The following is a 20,943-nucleotide window of genomic DNA, read 5'->3' as shown; positions in this document are numbered from 1 at the left end:
GCGCACGCTACCTTCGGGGTATGCCGAGGAGCATCGCCACCAACGAAACCGTCGACCGCGCCGCGCTGGTCGAGTTCCTGTCCACCCGCCACCGCGCGATCCTGCTGACCACGAAGGCCGACGGCGGCCCGCAGCTCTCGCCGGTCACGTGCGGCGTCGACGCCGAGGGCAGGCTGGTCATCTCGACCTACCCGAAGCGCGCCAAGATCGTGAACATCAAGCGCAACGCCCAGGTGTCGGCCTGCATCCTGTCCGACGAGTGGAACGACCAGTGGGTCCAGCTCAACGGCACCGCCGAGGTGCTGGACATCCCGGACTCCGTCGAGCCGCTCGTCGACTACTTCCGCAGCATTTCGGGCGAACACCCGGACTGGGACGAATACCGCGAAGCCATGGTCAAGCAGGGCAAGAGCATCATCCGCGTGACGATCGAGAGCTGGGGTCCGCTGGCCAAGGGCGGCTTCCCCGCCGAGCTAGCCTGACGCACCCCGCAGGAACGGGCAGCCGACCAGCCGCCGCAGCTCCATCGCGAGCTGCGGCGGGCTCTCGACGGACTTCGAAAACGCGAGCCGGACGTCGTGGTCGCCCGAGTCCGACTCGACGCGCAGCCGCAGCCCGAACCGGTCGAGCCCGAGCGGGCGGATCCGGCCGCCGCGCAGCTCCGCCGGCAGGTGCTTGGCCAGCTGCTCGACGACGTCGGAGTGGTCACTCTCCAGGTGTCGCAGCCACTGGGCCTCGTAGTCGTGGAACGGGTCCGGTGGCGCCGCGCTGAACATGTGCGGGCGCAGCGAGTGCGTGCCTTCGGCGTCGGCCAGCACGAGCGAAGCCGGGGTGAGCCGCAGCAGCGTGACGCCGTGGCCGACGTCGAGGAGCCGTTCGTCCGGCCGCGATTCGGCGATCGAGAGGGCCCGCGCGCGGGCCGACACCGGCGAGAGCGGACGCAGCCAGCCGGTGATCCACAGCAGCCCGCGGATCGGCTCCCGCAGGGCGACCGGTGCCTGGTCGGCGAGCTCGACCATCACGGCCAGCTCGCCGCGCTGGGTCTGCTTGGCCGCGCGGACCATCGAGTGGTCGTCGGGCAGCAGCACGCTGACGCTGCCGCTGTGGTGCACGTGGTGCAGGACCGGGACGACGCGCTCGCCCTCCAGACCGGCGCGTTCGCAGGTGGGCATCAAGGACGCGGGACCGTTGCGGGTCGCGATCGTCTTGGCGCGCTCGGCGGGGTTCGGCGCCGGCGGGCGGCGGATGGATGTCGGGGCCTCGGTCACGGCTCACCTCCTACTTAGGTGAGCCTAACCTGAATCTCGCGGTCTGGATAGTCGCCGCGTTGCGGTCCGGGTCACGCGGGCGTTCCGCTGAACGGAGTACCGGTAACGCTGCTGTGCAAAATTCCGAAAAGGCCGGTGACCAGTGTCGACACGGTGGGGGCTCCACGTGCAGATCGTCCCGGTTCCCGAACGCGTGCCCGCGTTCGAACTCGACTCCGCCATGCCGTCGGGCGCGCTGCCGATCTTCGGCGAGTACCTCGACCGGATCGGCCGCACCGCCGCGAACGGACGCCTGCTGACCTGGGTCCTGCCCGTCTTCGGGATCGCCCAGTTCTTCACCGGCGCCGGGGTCGCGCTCTCGCTCGCCACGATCGCGCTGGCCGGCCCGGCCGTGGCGTGGTGGCTCCACCGCGCGTACCTCAGGGTGCCCGAGACGCGGCTGAAGCGGGAGCCGTTCCGCCAGGTGGACATCGCGCCCGACGGCCTGGTCGCCGCGGGCCGGACGGTCGGCGTCCGCTTGCCGGACGGCCGCTGGCTGCGCGTCCGGCTCGACGACGCGTACCGGCTGCTGCTGGCCGGCCACCGCCGGGTGTGGCTGCTGGGGCGCGGCCCGAAGGTGTTCGTCGGCTTCTCCGGCGTCGTCCGGGTGCACCGGGCCCGGATCTTCGACGCACCGCCGTCGGGTGCGGTGGCCGTGCCACTCCTGGCCGGGTCCGAGTCTCCGCGGCTCGACCCCGTGCTGACCGCGCACCGCCGCCGGATCGCCCGCGAACTGCATGCGGTGACGGCGTTCCTGCTGGCCCTGGCCGGGTTCGCCGTGTGGGTGCGGTTCGACTTCCCGGCGACGAAGTGGGCCGCGCTGACCATCACGGCCGGCGCGCTGCTGGGCGCGCTCGTGACCGCGTCGCGCGGGGTCGCCTATCGCCGCCCGCTGACGGCGGACCACTGGACGGAGCTGCGAGCGGTCCTCGACGGCCCGGTCCGCATGGGCCGCCACGGCGCGGCCCGGCTGAGCGGCCTGACCATGCTGGCCGACGGCACGGTGGTCGGCTTTCGCCTGCACAAGGCGGACCCGTCGATGGCGGCCAACATCGCCGCGACGGGCCGCCTGTGGATTGCGGGAGTGCCGCGGCCGGGTGCGGCGAAGACGGGCGTGCCGGGTTATCCGGTGCTCGGCACGGTCTGGCTCGGCTGACCGCCTGCTTGACCGGATAGCCCGGTGGTGTGAACTTTCGTCCCATGAAGAAGGAGCCGCGCTCGATCGCGCGAAGCCAGTGGGTCCTGGAAGCGAAGGGCGTCGACGACGAGCTCGTGCCACCATCGGTGCTCGCCGAGTGGCGGCGCTACCAACGATCGTCGTGGGCGGCGCGGCGCCGGCACTCCGTCGTCGAGGTGACGAGCCTGGTCGTGACCGCCACGATCCCCGCGCTCGCGGCGTTCGCGCTCGACGTGCGGCTCATCGCCGCCGTCGGGTCCCTCGCGGTGCTGATCAACGGAATCCGGGCACTGGGCGGCTACAAGGAGAACTGGACCAGCCGCACCCGGGCGCGCTACGCGATCGAGAAGGAGATCGCGCTGTTCGCCGCCAAACACGGCAACTACGCGACCCCCGGCGCGGCGGCGGTCCTGGTGGAGACGGTCGAGGAGATCTGCGCCGGGGAACGCGACGGCTGGGTCGCCCTCCGGCTGTCCTACGGCAAGTCCCGCGAGAACGCGGTGACGAGCTAGTTCGCCCAGCCGGGGCGCCACGTCGTGGCGGGCCGGGGTCGCTGCGGCCTGGGCCGCTGCGGCCCGCCGGCGTTTCGCAGTCCGGTAGTTGACCCCGACCCGCCGCGCCGCTTCTCTGCTGCCTGTCCCCGCTTCCACCAGCGCAAAGTAGGTCACCCGCTCGGCGGTCAACGCCCGACCACGCCGATCAGCACTACGCACGACACCGCTCACGGCCCGATCTCGAACCCGGCTGGTCAAGTAGCAACTCCTGAACACTCAGGTGTTGCAACCACCCCTAGAAACCGCCCTCCCAGGGGGGCGTCCCCGGGTCCAGTCTATCGGCGAGGTCGGACGCAAGGCCCGAAACCGGCGTCGGCCGTCGAAGCTGTCCACATTCGGCCGAGGCTGTGGATAACCCTTGTGGTGCAAGGACTCGCCGCGTCGCTGGTTGATCCCGGCGTCGTTCCCCGCTTTGATCCTCCGGTGATGCGCAGGCGGCTCGGGCGGCGGTTCAGGTGGCTGTGGACGGCTTACGCCGTGAGCGCGTTCGGGACCTGGCTCGGCTTCGGGGCCTTTCCCATGCTGGCGATCCTCGTGCTGCACGCCGGGCCCGCCGCCGTATCCGCGCTCGCCGCCGTCGGGCCGGCCGTCGGGGCGCTTGTTGCCGTGCCGCTGGGGCCTTGGGTCGATCGGCGGCGCAAGCGGCCGGTGCTGGTGGCCATGGACCTCGTCCGGTTCGGCGCGCTGATCAGCGTTCCCCTCCTCTACGCACTCGGGTCGCTGAGTTTCGCGCAGCTCCTCGTCGTCTCGGTGATCGTCGCCTCGGCGGACATCACCTTCACCTCCGCGAGTGGCGCCTACCTGAAGGGGCTCGTGCCGCCCGAGGACCTGCTCGTCGCGAACGGGCGGTTCGAGTCGACGAACTGGACGGCCACCGCGCTCGGCCCGCCGCTCGGCGGGGCAGCGTTCGCGCTCTTCGGGCCGGTGACGTCGGTAGCCGCCAACGCCGTCAGCTTCCTGCTCTCCGCGCTCGGGATCCGGGCGATCGGCGGCGACGAACCGCGCCCGCGGCAGACCGCCCGCCTGCGTGCGCGTGACCTGGCCGAAGGGTGGCGCACGATCCTGACGCACCCCGGGCTGCGGCCGCTGTACTTCAACGTCCTGCTGTTCAACGGCCTGATCATGGGCACCGAGCCGCTGCTCGCCGTGCTCATGCTGAACCAGCTCGGGTTCACGCCGTGGCAGTACGGGCTCGCGTTCGCCGTCCCGTGCCTCGGCGGGCTCGCCGGCTCGCGGCTGACCCCGCGGCTCGTCGCGCGGATCGGCCGGCACCGCGTCCTGGTCGTGGCCGGCAGCGTCAGAGCGTGCTGGCTGCTCGCGCTCGCCTTCCTGCCGGGTGGTGCCGGCGGGCTCGTCTTCGTCATGGTCGTCGAGCTGGGCCTGATCGTCTCCTGCAGCGTGTTCAACCCGGTGCTCGCGACCTACCGGCTCGAGCAGCTTCCGGCAGACCGCGTCGCGAGCACGCTCTCGGCGTGGTCGGTCAGCACCAAGGCGTCGATCGCCACGCTGACCGCACTCGGGGGCGTGCTCGCCGGCTTCACCGGTCCGCGCGTCGTGATCGGCGTCGCCGGGGTGTTGGTGCTGGTGACGCCGTTGCTCCTGCCGCGCCGGGACCGGACGCCCGTGCCCGTCTAACCGAGTGACCTCCGCGTCGCCTGCTCGGTCTCCAGCACGCCCTGCCGGATGCCCTCCAGCTGGTCGCTCAGCTCCCGGACCGCACCGGTGTCCACCGCGACGTCCGTGGTCGCCGCCGTCAGCTCCGCGACGCGCGCCACCAGGCTGTCCAGCCCGAGTGCGCCCGACTGGAGCTGGGCCAGCAGCTTGTCCTGCGCGCCGGAGAGGCGCGCGTGGACGTCCTCCTGGGCCTTGACCGACGTCAACGCCTGTTCGAGATCGCCTCGGACTTCCTCGCGCGCCGATCCGATCGACTGCTCCAGCCGGTGCCGTTCCCGCGTCACGGCCTCGAGGTCGACCCGGGAAAGCGCCTTCCCGGTCGCCGACGCGCGCCCCGCGAGACGCCGGAGCGTCGCCAGCGTCTCCTCGACCACCGGCTCCATGTCCGTGACGCGGTCGGCCAGCGGGCCGGTGTCGAGAGACGAGCTCAGCGACGCGAACCCCTCGGCCGCGCCCTCGGCCCGGCGCAGCCAGTTCTCCTCGGCGGAACCGGCGGCGACGTCGAGGATCCGCGCTTCGCGCCGTTCCGGTTCCTTCTCGCGCGTCGCGACCGCCACGCCCGCACGCGCGGCCAGCACCGCCACCCCGATCAGGATGGCGACGAGCACCGGCAGCTGGACGGCCCAGGCCACCCCGGCCGACGTGGCGGCCAGCAGCAGCCCCCACGGTTCGGCGAGCTCACGGGCGAACTTCATGTCAGAAATTGGAAATCACGGAGGTGAACACCTGGTTGATCGAGTCCGGTTTGGACGAATCGTACTCCGATCCCTCGGTCGCTTCGGCGATCTGCTTCAGCACGCCCTGGTCGGCGTCCGAGCCGTAGGCGATCGTGAACAGCCGGACCGTCTCCGCGTTGCCCTCCGGCCGCAGCTGCGGCAGCAGGTGCTCGAGGTCGACGCCGCCGGAGTCCTCGTTGCGGCCGTCCGTCAGCACCACGACGGCGTTGATCGCCGCCGGGTCGATGTGCGCCTTCATGTACTCGTACGCGGCCTGCGAAGAGTCGTAGAGCCCGGTGCCGGCCTGCGGCGTCAGCCCGCTCAGCCGCGACGCCAGCGTCTCCTTGCCGCTGTTCCCGAGCGCCTGCACCGGGACGAGCTCCTGGTAGTCCCGGTCGCCGTCGAGGTGCGTCGAAAACTGCCAGAGCCCGACCTGATCACGCGGCACGAACTGGCCGAGCGCGTCGATCGCGGCCTGCTTGGCGAGGTCGATCTTGCTCTTGCCGGTGCCCTTGACCTCGTCGCCCATCGACCCCGAGACATCCACGACCAGCAGCACGTTCGCCTTCTTGCGCAGGTCGGTCCACGAGCTCAGCAGCTTCGAGAGCACGGTCGGCGACGGCGGCCGGATGAAGTTGATCTTCGCGTCCGGCTGGACGCCGTTCTGGGTCGTCACCTGCGGGCCGGGCTTGCCGTCGAACGACCGGAAGCCCAGCGCGGCGAACCGCTGCTGTGTCTCCGGGCCGCGCAGGTAGCCGAGGAAGTCGGTGGCGATCTGCTTGCGCGTCGGGTCGGCCCAGTTCAGCGTGACGAACGGGTGGTCGGAGTTGAGCGTGCCGTCCGCCGGGTAGATCGCGACGAGCGGCACCTTCGGCGGCGCGTGCTGGCCGACCTTCGCCGGGTCGTTCGTCGGGTTGCCCTGGTTGTACCCGATCAGCGAGCTCTCCTCGACGGTCACCGCCGAGATGTAGGACAGGGCCGCGCCGCGGTCGTCGGCCTTCTGCAGGTTCGTCAGGAACGTGAGCGTGTTGTCGCCGTAGTGCACGATCGCCTGCTCGATGTTCGTGACGAACTGCCTGGCCTCGGGCTTCTCGAGCGCGGCCGCGGTGAGGTCGGACGACGTGCCGGTGGCCGCGTAGTACGCGCCGATGGTGGCGTTCAGCCCCGCGGTGGAGATGTTCGGGTTCGTCTTGCCGAGCCGGAACTTGCCCCACTCCGGGTGGCCGTACTTCGCCCAGCCCGCCGGATCGGTCGCGAGCGTGGCGAGGTCCTTCCAGCCGATCGGCTTGGCCGGCCAGCCCAGCGCCTCGGCCATCGGCTTCGGCATCGCGACGGTCAGCGGCGAGTTCGCGATCGACTGCGGGTCGCCGTCCGGCACGATCGACGCCGAATCGCCCTTCGCGTTGACGCGCAGCAGGTTGACCCAGCCGCTCGCGGCCGGCGTCCAGACGTCGGGGCGTGGCCCGTCCGTGGCCTCGTTCCAGCCGTTGGCCAGCGCCTGCATCGCGATGCCCGACGACTTCGACTTGACGATCACGTCGACGCAATGCCCGGCGACGGTCCGTCCGGAGTAGGCCTTCGCGGCTTCCTGGACTATTCCGACCTTTTCCGGGGACGACGCGACATTCAGCGCGATGGCGTCCGAGCCGGTGCATTTCGGCGCGTCCGCCTCGTCGCCCGAGTCGCTGGTCCAGGCCCGGATCGCGATGATCAACCCGGCGGCGACCACGATCGCGGCCAGGAACGGGAGAAACTTTCTCTTGCGCCGTGCTGGTTGGGAATTGATCATCGAATCCTCCCCGTTCCGCCACCGGAAACTCCATTATCGGGCAGCGGAACGGGGAGGGGACGGTAATTCCGGAACTTGATTATCCCTTAGGGCCGCGGCGTGACCACGTCCACGCGTAACCGGTGTCTTCGGACGCGTCGGCCGCCTCGCCGAGCTCCAGCGGCGCGAACGTGTCGACCATGACCGCGGTCTCGTCGAAGAACTCCGCGCCGATCGACGCCTCCGCCGCGCCCGGCTGCGGGCCGTGCGTGAAACCGGACGGGTGCAGCGAGAGCGAGCCGACGCCGATCCCGGAACCCTTGCGGGCTTCGTAGTTGCCGCGCACGTAGAACATCAGCTCGTCGGAGTCGACGTTAGCGTGGTTGTACGGCACCGGGATCGAGTCCGCGTGGTAGTCGACCTTCCGCGGGCAGAAGGAGCAGACGACGAAGTTCGGGCCCTCGAACGTCTGGTGCACGGGCGGCGGCTGGTGGACGCGGCCGGTGATCGGCTCGAAGTCGTCGATGTTGAAGGCCCACGGGTAGAGGCAGCCGTCCCAGCCGACGACGTCGAACGGGTGCGTCGCGTACGTATAGCGCGTCAGGCCGGCGCGGTGCCGCACGAGCACCTCGACGTCTTCGCCGTCCACGACCAGCGGCGACGACGGCCCGCGGATGTCGCGTTCGCAGTACGGCGAGTGCTCGAGGAACTGGCCCTTCGCCGACAGGTACCGCTTCGGCGGCCCGATGTGCCCGCGCGCCTCCAGGATGAAGAGGCCGACCTCGCCGTGGGGGAGGACGCGGTAGGTGCACGACGTCGGGAGCACGAGGTAGTCGCCGTCGCCGATCTCGAGGCTGCCGTAGATCGTCTCGACCGTCGCGGAGCCGCCCTGGACGTAGAACAGCTCGTCGCCGGCCGCGTTGCGGTAGAGCGGGCTGGGCGCGGTCGCGGTGACGAACCCGATGGTGACGTCGTTGTTGCCGAACAGCCGGCGCCGGTCGGTCACCGCGTCGGCTTCGCCGCCGAACTTGAGGACCCGGGTCTGGTACGCCCGCGGCTTGAGCGGGAGGTTCGGGGTCAGCGACCCGCGGTCCTCCTCGACCGCGACGGCGTCGACGATCGCCGTCGGCAGGCCGCGGTGGTAGAGCAGCGCGGAGTCGGCGGAGAAGCCCTCGACACCCATCAGCTCCTCGGCGTAGAGGCCACCGTCCGGCTTCCGGAACGCCGTGTGCCGCTTGTGCGGGATCTCGCCTACTCGCCGGTAGTAAGGCATCGCGGTGGCCTCCGGACGTGTCCGTTTTACGAACGATTTTGTCCTGATGTCGAACGCTACTAGCGTGTCAGTCGTGTCAAGCGCTGTGGAACTCACGCCCCCCGGCCCCCGTGGAATTCCTCCTCTGTTCGCGAGGCTCGTCGACGACTCGGCGCTGTTCCCGCCGGCCGTTGCCGCCATGCCGGAAGCCCTGCGGGCGCACTTCGCGAGCCGGGAGTCCGAACACGCCGGTGTACTGGGGGTTTTTCTCTGTCAGGCCTCGCGGCTGCCGGAGCTGATCACCGAGTTGATCAAGATCAAGCCGAAGCAGCCGCTGCCGCTCTCGCTGATCATCGACACCGGCCTCGGCGGCGTCCCGAAGGCGATCTCGATCGTCGAGTCGCGCAGCGAGCTGCTGGCGCTGCGGATGGTCGAGATGCCGGCGCCGTCGGACGTCGACGAGGTGTGGCTGGAGCGCGTCTCGGAGTTCGTCCCGGAGGACGTCATCCGCGTCGTCGAGCCGCGGCGCGGCGTCGGCTGGCTGGACGGCGTGCGGAAGGTCATCGAGCACGGCAGCTGGCCGAAGATCCGCTGCGGCGGCCAGGCCGGTGAGAACTTCCCCAGCGTCGACGAGGTGGCGGACTTCCTCGCCGTCGTCAGCGGGTCCACCGGTGCGTCGTTCAAGGCGACGAACAGCCTGCACCGCGCGGTCCGGCACACCGACCCCGACACCGGCATCGTGCACCACGGCTTCCTCAACCTCCTCGTGGCCTCCGGGCGCAGCCTCTCCGGCGGCGACGTCCGGGGTGCGCTGGAGTCGACCGACGCCGACGCGCTGGCCGAGGAGGCCCGCGGGTTGTCCGAGCAGGCCGCGAAGGCCGTCCGGGCGCTCTTCGCGTCCTACGCGGCGGCTTCGTTCGAGCAGCCCGTCGCCGACATGGGCGAACTCGGCTTGCTGTGACCAGCCGGGAGGGGTCGCTGACGCTCGACCGAGGGCTGGCGCTGCTTCAGGCAGTAGCCGACGCCGGTGGCGACGCGGCGACCATCTCCGAGCTGGCCGTGGCCATCGGGGCCAGCCGCGCGGCCGTCTACCGGCTCCTGGTGCCGCTGTCGGAGCGCGGGCTGGTCTGGCGCGACGGCACCAAGGTCCGGCTCGGCGTCGGCCTGCTCCGGCTGGCCGGCCAGGTGCTGCCGCAGCTGCGTGACGCGGCCGGCCCGGTGCTGCGCGAGCTGGCCGAGAAGGTCGGCGCGACCGCGCACCTGTCGGTCGCTCAGGGGGCGCAAGCGCTTGCGGTGGCCGTCGTCGAGCCGTCGTGGACCAGCTTCCACGTCGCCTACCGCGTCGGCAGCCGGCATTCGCTGACGTCGGGCGCGGCCGGCAAGGCGATGTCCCTGCGCCCGGGCGGCGACGGCTGGGTGACGTCGACGGGTGAGCTGGAGGCGGGCGCGTCCGGCGTCGCGGCGCCGGTCCGCGGGGTGCCGGGCCTGAAGGCGAGCGTCGGAGTCGTTTCGCTGGAGCCGCTCAAGGCCGCCGAGGTGGGCCCGCAGGTCGTCGCGGCCGCCGCCCGGCTGGCCGGCATCCTGCGGACGGACGCTTAGCGCAGCGGCCGGACCATCGTCAGCAGCAGCGTGACGTCGATCGTGAACAGCAGGCGCTCGAACAGGCCCAGCGTGACCTCCTGGTTCGCGGGGCCGAGGACGAGCGTGAGGACGAACCCGCCCAGCACGATGCCGACGCTGGCGAAGCTCGCCGTGGCCAGGCGCCGGATCGTCGTCCGGCGTGGTTCCCACGGGCAGCGCTCACGACCCTTCTTGGTCAGCACGAGCGCGGCCGCGGGCAGGGCGACGAACGCCGTGAGCGCGGCGAGGTTGTGGACCTGCCCGGACAGGGAGCGCGCCTGGCCGTCGGGGTCCACGGGCACGAGCCCGCACACCAGCAGCCCGGCCGACCACACGCCGAGCAGCACGCAGACGGCGGTGGTGCCCGGCCGGTGGGCCTTCGCGATGCCGGCGAGCAGGGCGACCGAGCCGAGCGAGAGGGCCAGGCACATCACGCTGAACAGGGGAGCGGCCGACGACGAGCCGAGCCTGCCGTAGACGTACTCCGACAGCGTCTGCCAGACCGGGCTGACCTGGCCGGAGAGCCGCAGGTGCAGGTCGATGGAGATGGCCACGGCGAGGCCGATGCCGCCGAGCGCGACCCGGCCGTGCAACGGCGAGACCGCGGGCAATGGCTTGTTCACCTGGCTTCCACCCTTTCGTTTCCGAAAGGTTACCCGGTGAACCTGTGAGGCAGCGGTCAGAAGGCCAGCTGGAGCAGGGCGAACGCCGCGAATCCGGCGAAGACGAACCCGGCGCAGCGCTGGATCAGCTTCGGCTTGATCCGGCTGCGGATCTTGGCGCCGATGAACACCGCCAGCCCGGCGACGACGATCAGCGCGGCGAACGCGCCGACGCCGACGGCGACGGGGTTGCCGATGCGGGCGGCGAGGCTTGCCGTCGCGAGCTGGGAGGCGTCGCCCCACTCGGCGGCGAAGAGCACACCGAACGACGTCATCGCGGAGCGTAGGAAGGACAGCGGAGCGGGGCCGACGCGCGAAGCGTCTTCGCCGGCTTCGTCTCCTTCGCTGAATCCCTCGCGAAGGAGCATGAAAGAGCCGAGGCCGAACATCGCGGCGACGACCAGCGAAAGGACGACGTCCGGCAACAGCGTCAGGACACTGCCGAACGCGACCGCGATGACGCATTGCACGGCGAACGCGGCGCAGACCCCGGCGAATACCGGGCCACCGCGGAAACGGGTGGTCAGCACCAGGGTGGCCACCAGCGTCTTGTCCGGCAGTTCCACGGCGAGGACCAGGCCGAACGCGCTGATCAGCGCCACCATCGCAGGAGTCATGAGTATTTTCGCCCCTTTCACTGCAACGATAAAGGGCGGATTCGGAAAGGCGCAAGCTGATGGCTTCCGCGAAATTGCCGGATCGGTCGCCATGAATTTGTCGTCAAGCCGGGTCGCACAATTTTCTTCGGTACGCCGAAAATTCGATTGTGGTCTGGGGTAGGTTGACGTCCATGGGGTCAGAGGCGCGTGCTGCGCAGGTCAACGAGGTCATCCGCCGGCTGGAAGCTCACTACGTCTTCCCGGACGTAGCGGCGAAGCTGGCTGAAGTGCTTCACCAGCGTCTCGGCGAAGGCGTGTACGACGGACTCGGGGACGCGGAGTTCGCGACGCTGGTCACAACCGACCTGCAGTCGGTGAACGGCGACAAGCACCTGCGCCTGCGTCACCACGTCGACCCGGTCGCCGACGACGGCGACGCGGCCGTGAACTCCGACGGGTTCCGGCTCGAGGCCGAACTGGAGGGCTTCGGCATCGCCGAGGTGAAGAGACTCGCCGGCAACGTCGGCTACCTCGACACGACGCTGCTCTACCCGCCCGAGCTGGCCGGCCCCGCGATCGCGGCGGCGATGACGCTGCTCGCGCCCGCCGACGCGCTGCTGCTGGACGTGCGCCGCAACCGCGGCGGCACCCCCGGCACGAGCGCGCTGCTGCAGACCTACCTCGTCGACGAGCAGGTGCACTACCTCGACATCTACGAGCGCGAAGGCCACCGCACGACGCAGATGTGGACCCTGCCGTACGTCCCCGGCCTGCGGTTCGGCGGCACCAAGCCGGTCTGGGTGCTGACCGGGCCGGGCACGTTCTCCGGCGGTGAGGATCTCGCGTTTTCGCTCCAGCAACAGGGCCGCGCGAAGACGGTCGGGGAGGCCACGCGCGGCGGTGCCCACCCGCGTGAGCAGTTCAAGGTGGACACCTACCTCGACGTGACCGTGTCGATCGCGCGGTCGCTGCACCCGGAGACCGGGGAGAACTGGGAAGGCGTCGGCGTCCGCCCGGACCTCCCGGTCGACGCGGGCAAGGCGTTCGACACGGCGTACGCGCTGGCGTTGAAGCACGTCCTGGACCTCGGTGACACGGGCCCGCGGCGGGTCGTCGCGGACGAGGCGCGGCAGGCACTCGACCAGCTGTAGTCACCCAGGACGTTGGTCCTTGGTTTGTCGGGACCACTTGATCTGGCTGTGGCCGGAGCTCCGGAGCACGCTGGACCACGTGGAGGTCCTAGAGCTAGCGCGGTGGCAGTTCGGCATCACCACCGTCTACCACTTCCTGATGGTCCCGCTGACCATCGGGCTGTCGATCCTGGTCGCGGCGATGCAGACCCGCTGGGTCCGCACCGGCGAGCCGCGGCACCTGAAGATGACGAAGTTCTGGGGCAAGCTGCTGCTGGTCAACTTCGCGATGGGCGTCGTGACCGGCATCGTGCAGGAGTTCCAGTTCGGGATGAACTGGAGCGCGTACTCGCGCTTCGTCGGCGACGTCTTCGGCGCGCCGCTCGCGATGGAAGGGCTCCTCGCGTTCTTCGTCGAGTCGACCTTCCTCGGCCTGTGGATCTTCGGCTGGGACCGGCTGCCGAAGAAGGTCCACCTGGCGTGCGCGTGGGCGTTCTCGCTGGCCACGATGGCGTCGGCGTACTTCATCCTGGCCGCGAACTCGTGGATGCAGCACCCGGTCGGCGTGACGTTCGAGAACGGCAAGCCGACGATGAACTCGATCTGGGCGGTGCTGACGAACAACACGGCGCTCGCCGCGATCCCGCACACCCTGGCCGGCGCGTTCTCGGTGGCGGCGGCGTTCCTGGTGGGCGTCGCGGGCTGGCACCTCTGGCGGCGTCGCTCGGACCAGGACGTCTGGCGCTCCTCGCTGCGTCTCGGCGGCTGGGTCGGCATCGCGGCGTTCGCGGTCCTCGCGATCACCGGCGACACGCAGGGCAAGCTGATGTTCGAGCAGCAGCCGATGAAGATGGCGTCGGCGGAAGCGCTGTGCCACACGGAGCAGCCGGCGAGCTTCTCGATCATCGCGATCGGCGACGTCGCGGGGTCGAACTGCGAGGACGTCAAGACGTTCAACGTGCCGGCGCTGCTGTCGTTCCTGGCCCACAACGATTTCAAGACCGAGGTCAAGGGCGTCGAAGACCTGATCACGGAGTACCAGGCCAAGTACGGCACGAACTACCCGAACGACCCGGAGCTGGGGTCGCTGGCGGGCAAGCCGATCGACTACGTGCCCAACCTGCCGGTGACGTACTGGGGCTTCCGCATGATGATCGGCTTCGGCGCGGTGTCGGCGGGCATCGGCCTGCTGGCCCTGTGGCTGACGCGCCGGGACCGCATCCCGAGCGGGCGCTGGTTCCCGCTGCTGGTGCTCGGCGGCATCGCGACGCCGTTCCTGGGCAACAGCGCGGGCTGGATCTTCACGGAGATGGGCCGTCAGCCGTTCGTGGTCGTCCCGAACCCGTCGGGCGTCGACGGGGTGTGGATGTTCACGGCCCAGGCGGTGTCGCGGCTGACGACGGGTGAGGTCTGGACGTCGCTGATCGCGCTGACCACGGTGTACGCGGCGCTCGGCGTGGTGGAGCTGTACCTGATGCGCAAGTACGTCCGCGGCGGCGTCGCGGCGGTGATGCCTCCGGAGAAGAAGGACTCCGACGGCGACACACTCGCCTTCGCGTACTGAGGTGACGACTCGATGAACACTCAAAGTATTGCTGCCTTCACTCTGACGAGTTACCCACAGCCAACCTGTGGACAACTCGGCAGGCTGTGGACAACTCACGGCTACCGCGATCGAGGAGTGACCCGATGACCCTCGCCACGATCTGGTTCGTCGTCATCGCCTTCTTCTGGCTCGGCTACCTCTTCCTCGAAGGCTTCGACTTCGGCGTCGGCATGCTGCTGCCCGTCCTCGCGCGCGACAACACCGAGCGCCGCGTCATGGTCAACACCATCGGACCCGTCTGGGACGGCAACGAGGTCTGGGTCATCGTCGCCGGCGGAGCCATGTTCGCCGCATTCCCAGCCTGGTACGCGGGCCTCTTTTCGGCCGCCTACCTGCCGCTCCTGATCGTGCTGCTCGCCCTCATCGGCCGCGGCGTCGCGTTCGAATACCGCGGCAAGGTCGACTCCGAGCGCTGGCGGCGCACCTGGGACCGCGTGATCATGGCCGGCTCGTGGGTCGCGCCGCTGGGCGTCGGCCTCATCCTCGCCACCACGGTCCTCGGCCTGCCCCTCGACGCCGAAGGCAACCGCGTCGGCTCGGCGTTCGCCGCCTTCCGCTGGGACACCCTGCTCGGCGCGGTCGCCGTCGCCGCCTTCGCGATCACCCACGGCGCGGCGTTCCTGGCCCTCAAAACCAGCGGTGACCTGCGGGAACGTGCCCGCGTCCTGGCGCTGCGGCTCCTGCCGGCCGCCATGGTGCCGATCGTCGCGTTCCTGTCGGTCGTCCAGTGGCGCTCGGGCACGCTGTGGACGCTGCTCGCGTTCGGCATCAGCGCCGTCGCCGCAGTGGTCGCCTGGCTGCGGCTGCGCGCGGACCGCGACGGGCAGGCGTTCGCGGCGCTCGGCGTCGTCATCGCCGGGGCCGCGGTGGTCATGTTCGGTTCGCTCTTCCCGAACGTCCTGCCCTCGACCCTCGACGCCGCCAACACGCTGACCATCGAAGGGGCCGCGTCGAGTCCGTACACGCTGACCGTCATGACCTGGGTGGCCGTCTTCGGCGCGCCGGCCGTGCTGATCTACCAGGGCTGGACGTACTGGGTGTTCCGCAAGCGCATCGGCACTCAGCACATTCCGGCGGTCCACGCGCCATGAGCAAGCTTCCCGGACGCGCGACCCTTCTCGCCTCGGAGTCCACAATGGACTCGGCGCGGCCGGGAAAGGGCCCGCTCGGCGCATTGCCTGCCCTCGTGCCGGCCGTGCGCCGGGCGTTGGCCCTGGTGGGGTTCCTCTCGTTCCTCCACGCCATCGCGCTGGTGGCACAGGCGATCCTGCTCGCCGACGTCCTCGCGGCGATCGTCGGAGCGGGTTCCGGGGGAAGCACCGCCCAGCTGGCCGCGCTGCTCGCGCTCGTCGCGACGCGCGCGCTGACCGGCTGGGCGGTGCGCACGGTTTCCGCCCGCGCGGCCGCGACCGCGCACCGCGAGCTGCGCGCGAAGGCCGTCGACCACGCCCTGCGCCTCGGCCCCGAGTGGATCGCCCGCCGCGGCCACGGCGAGCTGACGGCGTTGACGACCCGCGGCCTCGACGCGCTCGACGCGTACTTCCGCGAGTACCTGCCCGCACTGGTGACGGCGGCGGTCGTGCCGCTCGGCGCCGGCGCGGCGATCCTGTTCGCCGACTGGCCGTCCGGCGTGATCGTTCTTCTGACCGTGCCGCTGCTGCCGATGTTCGCGATCCTCGTCGGCAAGTTCACGGCCGGGCGCGTCGCCGGCGCGACCGACGCGGCGCACCGGATGTCCGAACGGCTCCTCGAGCTGGTGCGCGTGCTGCCGGTGCTGACCGCGTTCCGCCGCGCGGCCGCGCAGGGCGAGACGGTCCGGCAGCTGTCCGAACGCCACCGCCGCGCGACGCTCAAGACGTTGAAGGTCGCGTTCTCCTCGGCGTTCGTGCTCGAACTGATCGCGACGCTGTCGGTCGCGCTGGTCGCGGTGGTGATCGGCGTCCGGCTGGTCGGCGGGAACCTGCCGCTGGCCATCGGGCTCGGCGTGCTGATCCTCGCGCCGGAGTGCTACCAGCCGCTGCGCGCGGTCGGCGCCGCGTTCCACGCCAGCGAGGACGGCGTCGAGGCGGTCCGGCGCGTCGCCGACGTGCTGGCCGTGCCCGTGCCTTCTTCGGGTACTGCGATTCCTTCGCGTGGCTTACTTCGGGTGTCGTCCCTGCGCGTCGCGCGACGCGGCGGGTTCGCCCCCGACGGCGAGACGTTCACGGTCCGCCCGGGCGAGACGGTCTGGCTCCGCGCCCCGAGCGGCGGCGGCAAGTCGACGACGCTCTCGGTGCTGCTCGGTTTCGTCCCGGCGCACGACGGTGCCATCACGGTCGGTTCGACGAACCTGGCCGACGCGGATCTGACGCGCTGGCGCGAACAGGTCGCGTGGGTGCCGCAGTCGCCGGTGTTCACCGGCGGCACGGTGCGCGACGAGGTCGGCTCCGTCTTTCTGCTCGACGAACTGGGCCTGACCGGGCTCGCGGACCGTCCGGTGGCGCAGCTTTCGCTGGGGCAGCGTCAGCGCGTCGCGGTCGCCCGCGCGCTTCAGCGAGTGCGCGATGGCGCGTGGCTGCTCCTGCTCGACGAGCCGACAGCCCACCTGGACGAGGCCAACGCGCGCCTGGTGCTCGACGCGGTCCAGCGAGCGGTCGACAACGGAGCCGCGGCGATCATCGCGGCCCACGAGCACACGGCGGCGGTCGAGCTGCCGCCCGAGGTCCCGCCTGCCGTCGCGGAGTCCACTGTGGACGATTTAGTGTCACCGCCACCGTGGCGAGCGTTGCTCGACGGCCGGCTCTTCGCGGGCGCGGCCCTGGGGGCACTCGCGCTGCTGGCGGGGGTGGCGCTGACGGCGACGTCGGGCTGGCTGATTGCCAAGGCGTCGCAGCAGCCGCCGATCCTGACGCTGACGGTCGCGGTGGTCGGCGTCCGCGCGTTCGGCCTGGGCCGCGCGGGGCTGAGGTACGTGGAAAGGCTGGTCACGCACGACGCGGCGTTCCGTATTGCTGGCCGCCTCCGCGTGCGGCTGTGGAGTGCGCTGGTTCGCCGTGGTCCCGCTGCGGGCTTGCGAGCGGGCGAGGGGCAACGTCGTTTGGTCGCCGACGTCGACACGGTCCGCGATCTGCTGCCGCGGGTGGTGTCGCCGCCGTTGGTGGTGGCCCTGGTCGCGGCAGGGGCGGTCGCGGTGCAGACGTGGGTCCTGCCCGCGGCGGGGCTGGCACTTTTCGCAGCGGTGGCGGTGGGGCTGTGCGCACCATGGGTGGCGCTACGCACCGAACGCCGCGCAACGACGGCGCTGGCGGACGGCCGTCGCGAGGTGGCGTCGAGGGTGTTGGTGCTGTTCGAGGCGGCGGGTGAGTTGCTGGCGTTCGGCCGGGATCGCGACCACCGCCGCGCGCTCGCGGAGGCGGACACGCGCTTGGTGGGGCAGGCGCGCCGCCAGGCGTTCGGCGTGGGAGCGGCGGAGGCGCTGATAACGCTGTCCTGCGGAGCGGGCGCGGTGGTCAGCACGGCGCTGGCGGCCCAAGCGGTAGCGGCGGGAAGTCTCGACGCGGTACTGGCGCCGCTGCTGGCCTTGGTGCCGTTGGCGCTGGCGGAGGTCCTGGCTTTGCTCCCCCCAGCAGCCCAACACTGGGACACCCTCCAGCACGCCCGCCAGCGCCTGGCCGAGGGCGCGCAGGTCGGAGAGACCCGGTCGCCCGTCGCATCGGGCGCTGCCGGCCGCAGCCTCGGCGGCGACTCGGCCGAGGCCATGCATGGCGGCGCCCAGGCTGAAGCTGGGCACCGCGACGCGACCGAAGTTGAGGTGGGGCTGCGCGGCGGATCGGCCGAGACCCGGCCCGGCGTTGCGCTGGTAGGTGCCGAGGCCCGCCAACGCGGCGCGGCTTTTGAGGCTCTGCCGATTGGGGCCGAGGTCAGGCACGGTGGCGCCGGGGCCGAGGCTCGGAACCGAGGCGCGGCCGAAGCCGGCGCCATACTCGGCGGCGACTCGGCCGAGGCTGCGGTCGGACACCGCTGGGCGGCCGAAGCTGACGGCCGGTTCGGCGGCGACTCGGCCGAGGCCGGGGACCGCGTGGTGCTGCGGGGAGCCAATCTCGGCTGGCCGGGTGGTCCGGTGATCCTGCGCGATGTCGATCTCGATCTGGCGCCGGGCACCTACGCCGCCGTCGTGGGGCCTAGCGGGGCCGGCAAGTCGACTCTTGTTGCTGCTCTTCTGGGGTTTCTCGCTCCTCGGCGTGGGGTGGTTGCCGTTCCGGGGCGGGTTGCTTGGGCACCTCAAGAGCCGATGCTTGCGGGGACCACCGTCGCCGAGAACCTGCGTCTCGCGCAGCCGGCCGCGACCGTCGAAGACCTGCGCGAAGCATTGCGGCAGGCTGCGCTCGGTGAGCTCGACTTGTCGACCTTGCTGGGTAGCGGCGGCAGTGGACTGTCGGGTGGCCAAGCGCAGCGGGTCGCGCTGGCGCGGGCGTTGCTTGGGGCGCCCTCGGCCGGGCTTGTACTGCTTGATGAGCCGACCGCGCACCTCGATGAGCCGACCGCCCAGGTCGTGCGCGCCAACCTGCGTGAGGTGCTGGCGGGTCGGACGGTCGTGCACGTGACCCATCGCGCCGAGGAAGCCGACGGTGCGGACCTGGTCCTGGAGGTCCGCGATGGCCGGGTTGTGGCGCGGGTGCCCGTGTCGTGATCGATTCTCGAAGCGTGCTTGGCGCGCCGCCGCAGCGTCGCGCGATAATGACGGAACTCATGGATCCGACGCTTGCCGCGCGGGCACTGTCCGCCGCCACCGAGATCACGAGCACCGCCCTGTCCGGCGACGACCCGGGAGCGGTGCTGGACACGGTCGTCGCCCGAGCCGCCGAACTCGCCGATGCCGACCTGGGCCTGGCCATGGTCAGCGCCGAAGACGGCCGGGTCGTGGTCGAGGCCGCCCACTACGCCACCGCCCACCCCGCCGCTGGTGACCCGACGAAGCCCGGCGATGGCACGGCCGCGGATGACCGAGGTGCGACGCCAGGCACGCAGGCGGGCACTGCCGCCACCGGCGCGAGCGCTGGTGAAGCGCCGCTCGAGGCCCCCGTCGGAATCGGCGTCAGCGCCGGCGAGACCCTGCGGGGCCTTGCCCTTCCCGCGGACTCCGCGGCCGGACGAGTCGCCCGGGGTGGCGAGCCCGTCGCCAGTGCCGACTTCACCGTCGACCCTCGGACCGCGCCCTACGTTCCCGCCGAGCTCCACGGCTACGGGCCCTTCGCCGCCGCGCCGTTCGGGTCCGGGGGGCGGGTTCTCGGGGCGCTCACCGTCTACCGGAAGCGGGGGCGTGAACCGTTCTCCGCCGGGACCGTCGAGATGCTCGTCGCTTTCGCCGCTCAAGCCGGAGTCGTCCTCGCGCTCGCCGAAGGCGCCAACGCTCGCCACCGCGTCGCGCTCTACGAAGAGCGTGAACGCATCGCTCGCGAACTCCACGACGTCATCGTCCAGCGGCTCTACGGCGCCGGGATGCAGCTCGACCGGGTTCGGCGCAACATGCGCAAGCGGTTCGCCCAAGCCGACGGCGCGCGTCTCTCGGACGCGATCGACCAGCTGGACCAGACCATCGAGGAGATCCGGGGCACCGTGCGCGCGCTGAGGTCACCGGAGCCTCGCCACGACACCGGCACGCCCGCCGACCTCGCCGAGTCGGCGCGCGGCGAGGTCCGCATCGCCGGCGAGTTGCTCGGGTACCCACCGACCCTGGAGCTGTCCGGCGAATTCGCCGACATCCCCGCGGAACACGCCGACCACATCCGGGCCGCCCTGCGCGAAGCTCTGTCCAATGTGGTCAGACACTCCGGCGCGAGCGAAACCCGCGTAACCCTGACCAGGGACTCCGACGGCGTGAAACTCCGTGTCCGGGACAACGGTTCCGGCGTCCCCCAAGGCGTCGCCACCCGTGGCCTGCGTCATCTCGCCGAACGCGCAGATGCCGCGGGCGGCAAGTTCTTCCTGAACTCCTCGCCCAGTCTCGGCACGCTCGTCGCGTTCGATCTCCCACTTGACTGACCGCGATCTATCCTTCTCGGGTCATCCAGCCTCCCTTCATCGCCCTCACTGAAGATCGTACCGGTCGATCGAACACATATTCGACTCACGTTCGAGTGAAACTGGCAGGAAAAAACCGCCGGTCGACGTGGCGGTATGTGACGGCCGTTGAAAAGGAAGCAGCGAACGGCGGCTTGCGGACACGACGGTCGCGAAGAGCTACTTCTCCCGGCGCGCGATCCAGGCGGCGGCCTGCGTCCGGCGCTGCATGCCGAGCTTCGCCAGCACCGACGTGACGTAGTTCTTGACCGTCTTCTCGGCGAGGAACAGCCGCTCGGCGATCTCGCGGTTCGACAGGCCCTGGCCGATCAGCTCGAGCACGTCCCGCTCGCGCTCGGTCAGCGTCGCCAGCTCGTCCGTCGGCGGGTGCCGCATCTTGTCCAGCACCCGCGCCGTGCTCACCGGGTCCAGCAGTGACCGCCCGGCCGCGACCTCGCGCACCGCGTACACCACGTCCTGCCCCCGCACCTGCTTCAGCAGATACCCCGCGGCACCGGCCATGATCGCGCCGACCATCGCCTCTTCGTCGTCGAACGCGGTGAGCATCAGGCAGGCCGGCGGGTTCGGCTTGGACCGCAGCTCGCGGCACAGCGTCACGCCGTCGCCGTCGCCGAGGCGGACGTCGACCACCGCGACCTCCGGCTCGACGTGCATCGCCACCGCCAGCGCCTCTTCGACGCTGCCCGCTTCGGCGACGACCTCGATGTCGGGCTCGTCGCCGAGGAGGTCGCGAAGCCCGCGGCGGACCAGTTCGTGGTCGTCGACGAGGAGTACCTGGATCGGCATATCCCCAGGTTACGGGGTACGCGCGCGCCGCG

General features: G+C 71.0%; 18 protein-coding genes. 11 read left to right on the top strand and 7 right to left on the bottom strand.

Features of this window, described 5'->3' with window-relative positions; translation table 11 throughout:
* Positions 1 to 20 precede the first annotated feature (20 nt).
* Positions 21 to 482: a PPOX class F420-dependent oxidoreductase gene (locus tag ACZ7PG_RS17005; RefSeq protein WP_470239978.1), complete on the top strand. Its 462-nt coding sequence runs from the start codon at positions 21 to 23 to the stop codon at positions 480 to 482.
* On the opposite strand, the gene ACZ7PG_RS17000 is transcribed toward ACZ7PG_RS17005, so the two are convergent.
* Positions 474 to 1,268: a DUF2470 domain-containing protein gene (locus tag ACZ7PG_RS17000; RefSeq protein ID WP_470239977.1), complete on the bottom strand. Its 795-nt coding sequence runs from the start codon at positions 1,266 to 1,268 to the stop codon at positions 474 to 476. The two genes, ACZ7PG_RS17005 and ACZ7PG_RS17000, sit on opposite strands and share 9 nt — an antisense overlap.
* Before the next feature lie 166 nt (positions 1,269 to 1,434).
* On the opposite strand from ACZ7PG_RS17000, the gene ACZ7PG_RS16995 reads away from it, so the two are divergent.
* The 3 genes from ACZ7PG_RS16995 (at position 1,435) to ACZ7PG_RS16985 (ending at position 4,673) form a co-directional block, all read left to right on the top strand.
* On the top strand, positions 1,435 to 2,463 hold the full coding sequence (locus ACZ7PG_RS16995) for a hypothetical protein (protein ID WP_470239976.1): 1,029 nt from the start codon (positions 1,435 to 1,437) through the stop codon (positions 2,461 to 2,463).
* Between the two features lie 44 nt (positions 2,464 to 2,507).
* Positions 2,508 to 2,996 carry a DUF4231 domain-containing protein gene (locus ACZ7PG_RS16990; RefSeq protein WP_470239975.1) on the top strand — a complete coding sequence of 163 codons (489 nt, stop codon included), beginning with the start codon at positions 2,508 to 2,510 and terminating at the stop codon, positions 2,994 to 2,996.
* Positions 2,997 to 3,464: 468 nt separating this feature from the next.
* On the top strand, positions 3,465 to 4,673 hold the full coding sequence (locus ACZ7PG_RS16985; protein WP_470239974.1) for an MFS transporter: 1,209 nt from the start codon (positions 3,465 to 3,467) through the stop codon (positions 4,671 to 4,673).
* Here ACZ7PG_RS16985 and ACZ7PG_RS16980 read toward each other — a convergent pair.
* The 3 genes from ACZ7PG_RS16980 to ACZ7PG_RS16970 form a co-directional block, all read right to left on the bottom strand.
* Positions 4,670 to 5,407 (bottom strand): hypothetical protein, encoded by a 738-nt coding sequence (locus ACZ7PG_RS16980; protein ID WP_470239973.1) that lies wholly within the window; start codon positions 5,405 to 5,407, stop codon positions 4,670 to 4,672. The two genes, ACZ7PG_RS16985 and ACZ7PG_RS16980, sit on opposite strands and share 4 nt — an antisense overlap.
* Position 5,408: 1 nt before the next feature.
* On the bottom strand, positions 5,409 to 7,217 hold the full coding sequence (locus tag ACZ7PG_RS16975; RefSeq protein WP_470239972.1) for a substrate-binding and VWA domain-containing protein: 1,809 nt from the start codon (positions 7,215 to 7,217) through the stop codon (positions 5,409 to 5,411).
* Positions 7,218 to 7,296: 79 nt separating this feature from the next.
* Entirely contained in the window at positions 7,297 to 8,469 is a 1,173-nt protein-coding gene (locus tag ACZ7PG_RS16970) for a homogentisate 1,2-dioxygenase domain-containing protein (RefSeq protein WP_470239971.1), read from the bottom strand.
* An 85-nt stretch (positions 8,470 to 8,554) separates the two neighbouring features.
* On the opposite strand from ACZ7PG_RS16970, the gene ACZ7PG_RS16965 reads away from it, so the two are divergent.
* Together ACZ7PG_RS16965 and ACZ7PG_RS16960 are read left to right on the top strand one after the other, a co-directional pair.
* Entirely contained in the window at positions 8,555 to 9,409 is an 855-nt protein-coding gene (locus ACZ7PG_RS16965) for a hypothetical protein (protein WP_470240781.1), read from the top strand.
* A complete protein-coding gene (locus ACZ7PG_RS16960; protein WP_470239970.1) occupies positions 9,406 to 10,047 on the top strand; it encodes an IclR family transcriptional regulator in 642 nt (213 codons plus the stop codon). Before ACZ7PG_RS16965 ends, ACZ7PG_RS16960 begins: the two co-directional genes overlap by 4 nt.
* Here ACZ7PG_RS16960 and ACZ7PG_RS16955 read toward each other — a convergent pair.
* Complete coding sequence (locus ACZ7PG_RS16955; protein ID WP_470239969.1) at positions 10,044 to 10,691, bottom strand: DUF998 domain-containing protein; 648 nt, start codon at positions 10,689 to 10,691, stop codon at positions 10,044 to 10,046. The two genes, ACZ7PG_RS16960 and ACZ7PG_RS16955, sit on opposite strands and share 4 nt — an antisense overlap.
* A gap of 56 nt (positions 10,692 to 10,747) precedes the next feature.
* Positions 10,748 to 11,335: a TMEM165/GDT1 family protein gene (locus tag ACZ7PG_RS16950; protein ID WP_470240780.1), complete on the bottom strand. Its 588-nt coding sequence runs from the start codon at positions 11,333 to 11,335 to the stop codon at positions 10,748 to 10,750.
* A 185-nt stretch (positions 11,336 to 11,520) separates the two neighbouring features.
* On the opposite strand from ACZ7PG_RS16950, the gene ACZ7PG_RS16945 reads away from it, so the two are divergent.
* The 5 genes from ACZ7PG_RS16945 (at position 11,521) to ACZ7PG_RS16925 (ending at position 20,086) form a co-directional block, all read left to right on the top strand.
* A complete protein-coding gene (locus ACZ7PG_RS16945; protein ID WP_470239968.1) occupies positions 11,521 to 12,480 on the top strand; it encodes a S41 family peptidase in 960 nt (319 codons plus the stop codon).
* 79 nt (positions 12,481 to 12,559) lie between these two features.
* Positions 12,560 to 14,023, top strand: coding sequence for a cytochrome ubiquinol oxidase subunit I (locus tag ACZ7PG_RS16940; RefSeq protein WP_470239967.1), 1,464 nt, complete (start codon positions 12,560 to 12,562; stop codon positions 14,021 to 14,023).
* Between the two features lie 125 nt (positions 14,024 to 14,148).
* The gene (gene cydB, locus ACZ7PG_RS16935) at positions 14,149 to 15,156 is read left to right on the top strand and encodes a cytochrome d ubiquinol oxidase subunit II (protein ID WP_470239966.1); all 1,008 of its coding nucleotides are present in this window, start codon (positions 14,149 to 14,151) and stop codon (positions 15,154 to 15,156) included.
* 44 nt (positions 15,157 to 15,200) lie between these two features.
* Positions 15,201 to 18,734 (top strand): thiol reductant ABC exporter subunit CydD/CydC, encoded by a 3,534-nt coding sequence (locus ACZ7PG_RS16930; protein WP_470240779.1) that lies wholly within the window; start codon positions 15,201 to 15,203, stop codon positions 18,732 to 18,734.
* Positions 18,735 to 18,793: 59 nt separating this feature from the next.
* Positions 18,794 to 20,086, top strand: a complete 1,293-nt coding sequence (locus ACZ7PG_RS16925) for a GAF domain-containing sensor histidine kinase (protein WP_470240778.1) — start codon at positions 18,794 to 18,796, stop codon at positions 20,084 to 20,086.
* 198 nt (positions 20,087 to 20,284) lie between these two features.
* Here the strand turns inward: ACZ7PG_RS16925 and ACZ7PG_RS16920 are convergent, their stop codons facing one another.
* The gene (locus ACZ7PG_RS16920) at positions 20,285 to 20,911 is read right to left on the bottom strand and encodes a response regulator (RefSeq protein WP_470239965.1); all 627 of its coding nucleotides are present in this window, start codon (positions 20,909 to 20,911) and stop codon (positions 20,285 to 20,287) included.
* Between the last annotated feature and the right edge of the window lie 32 nt (positions 20,912 to 20,943).

The sequence above is a fragment of the Amycolatopsis sp. NPDC114504 genome (assembly GCF_055633595.1).
This window is presented reverse-complemented; position numbering and strand designations above follow the sequence as displayed.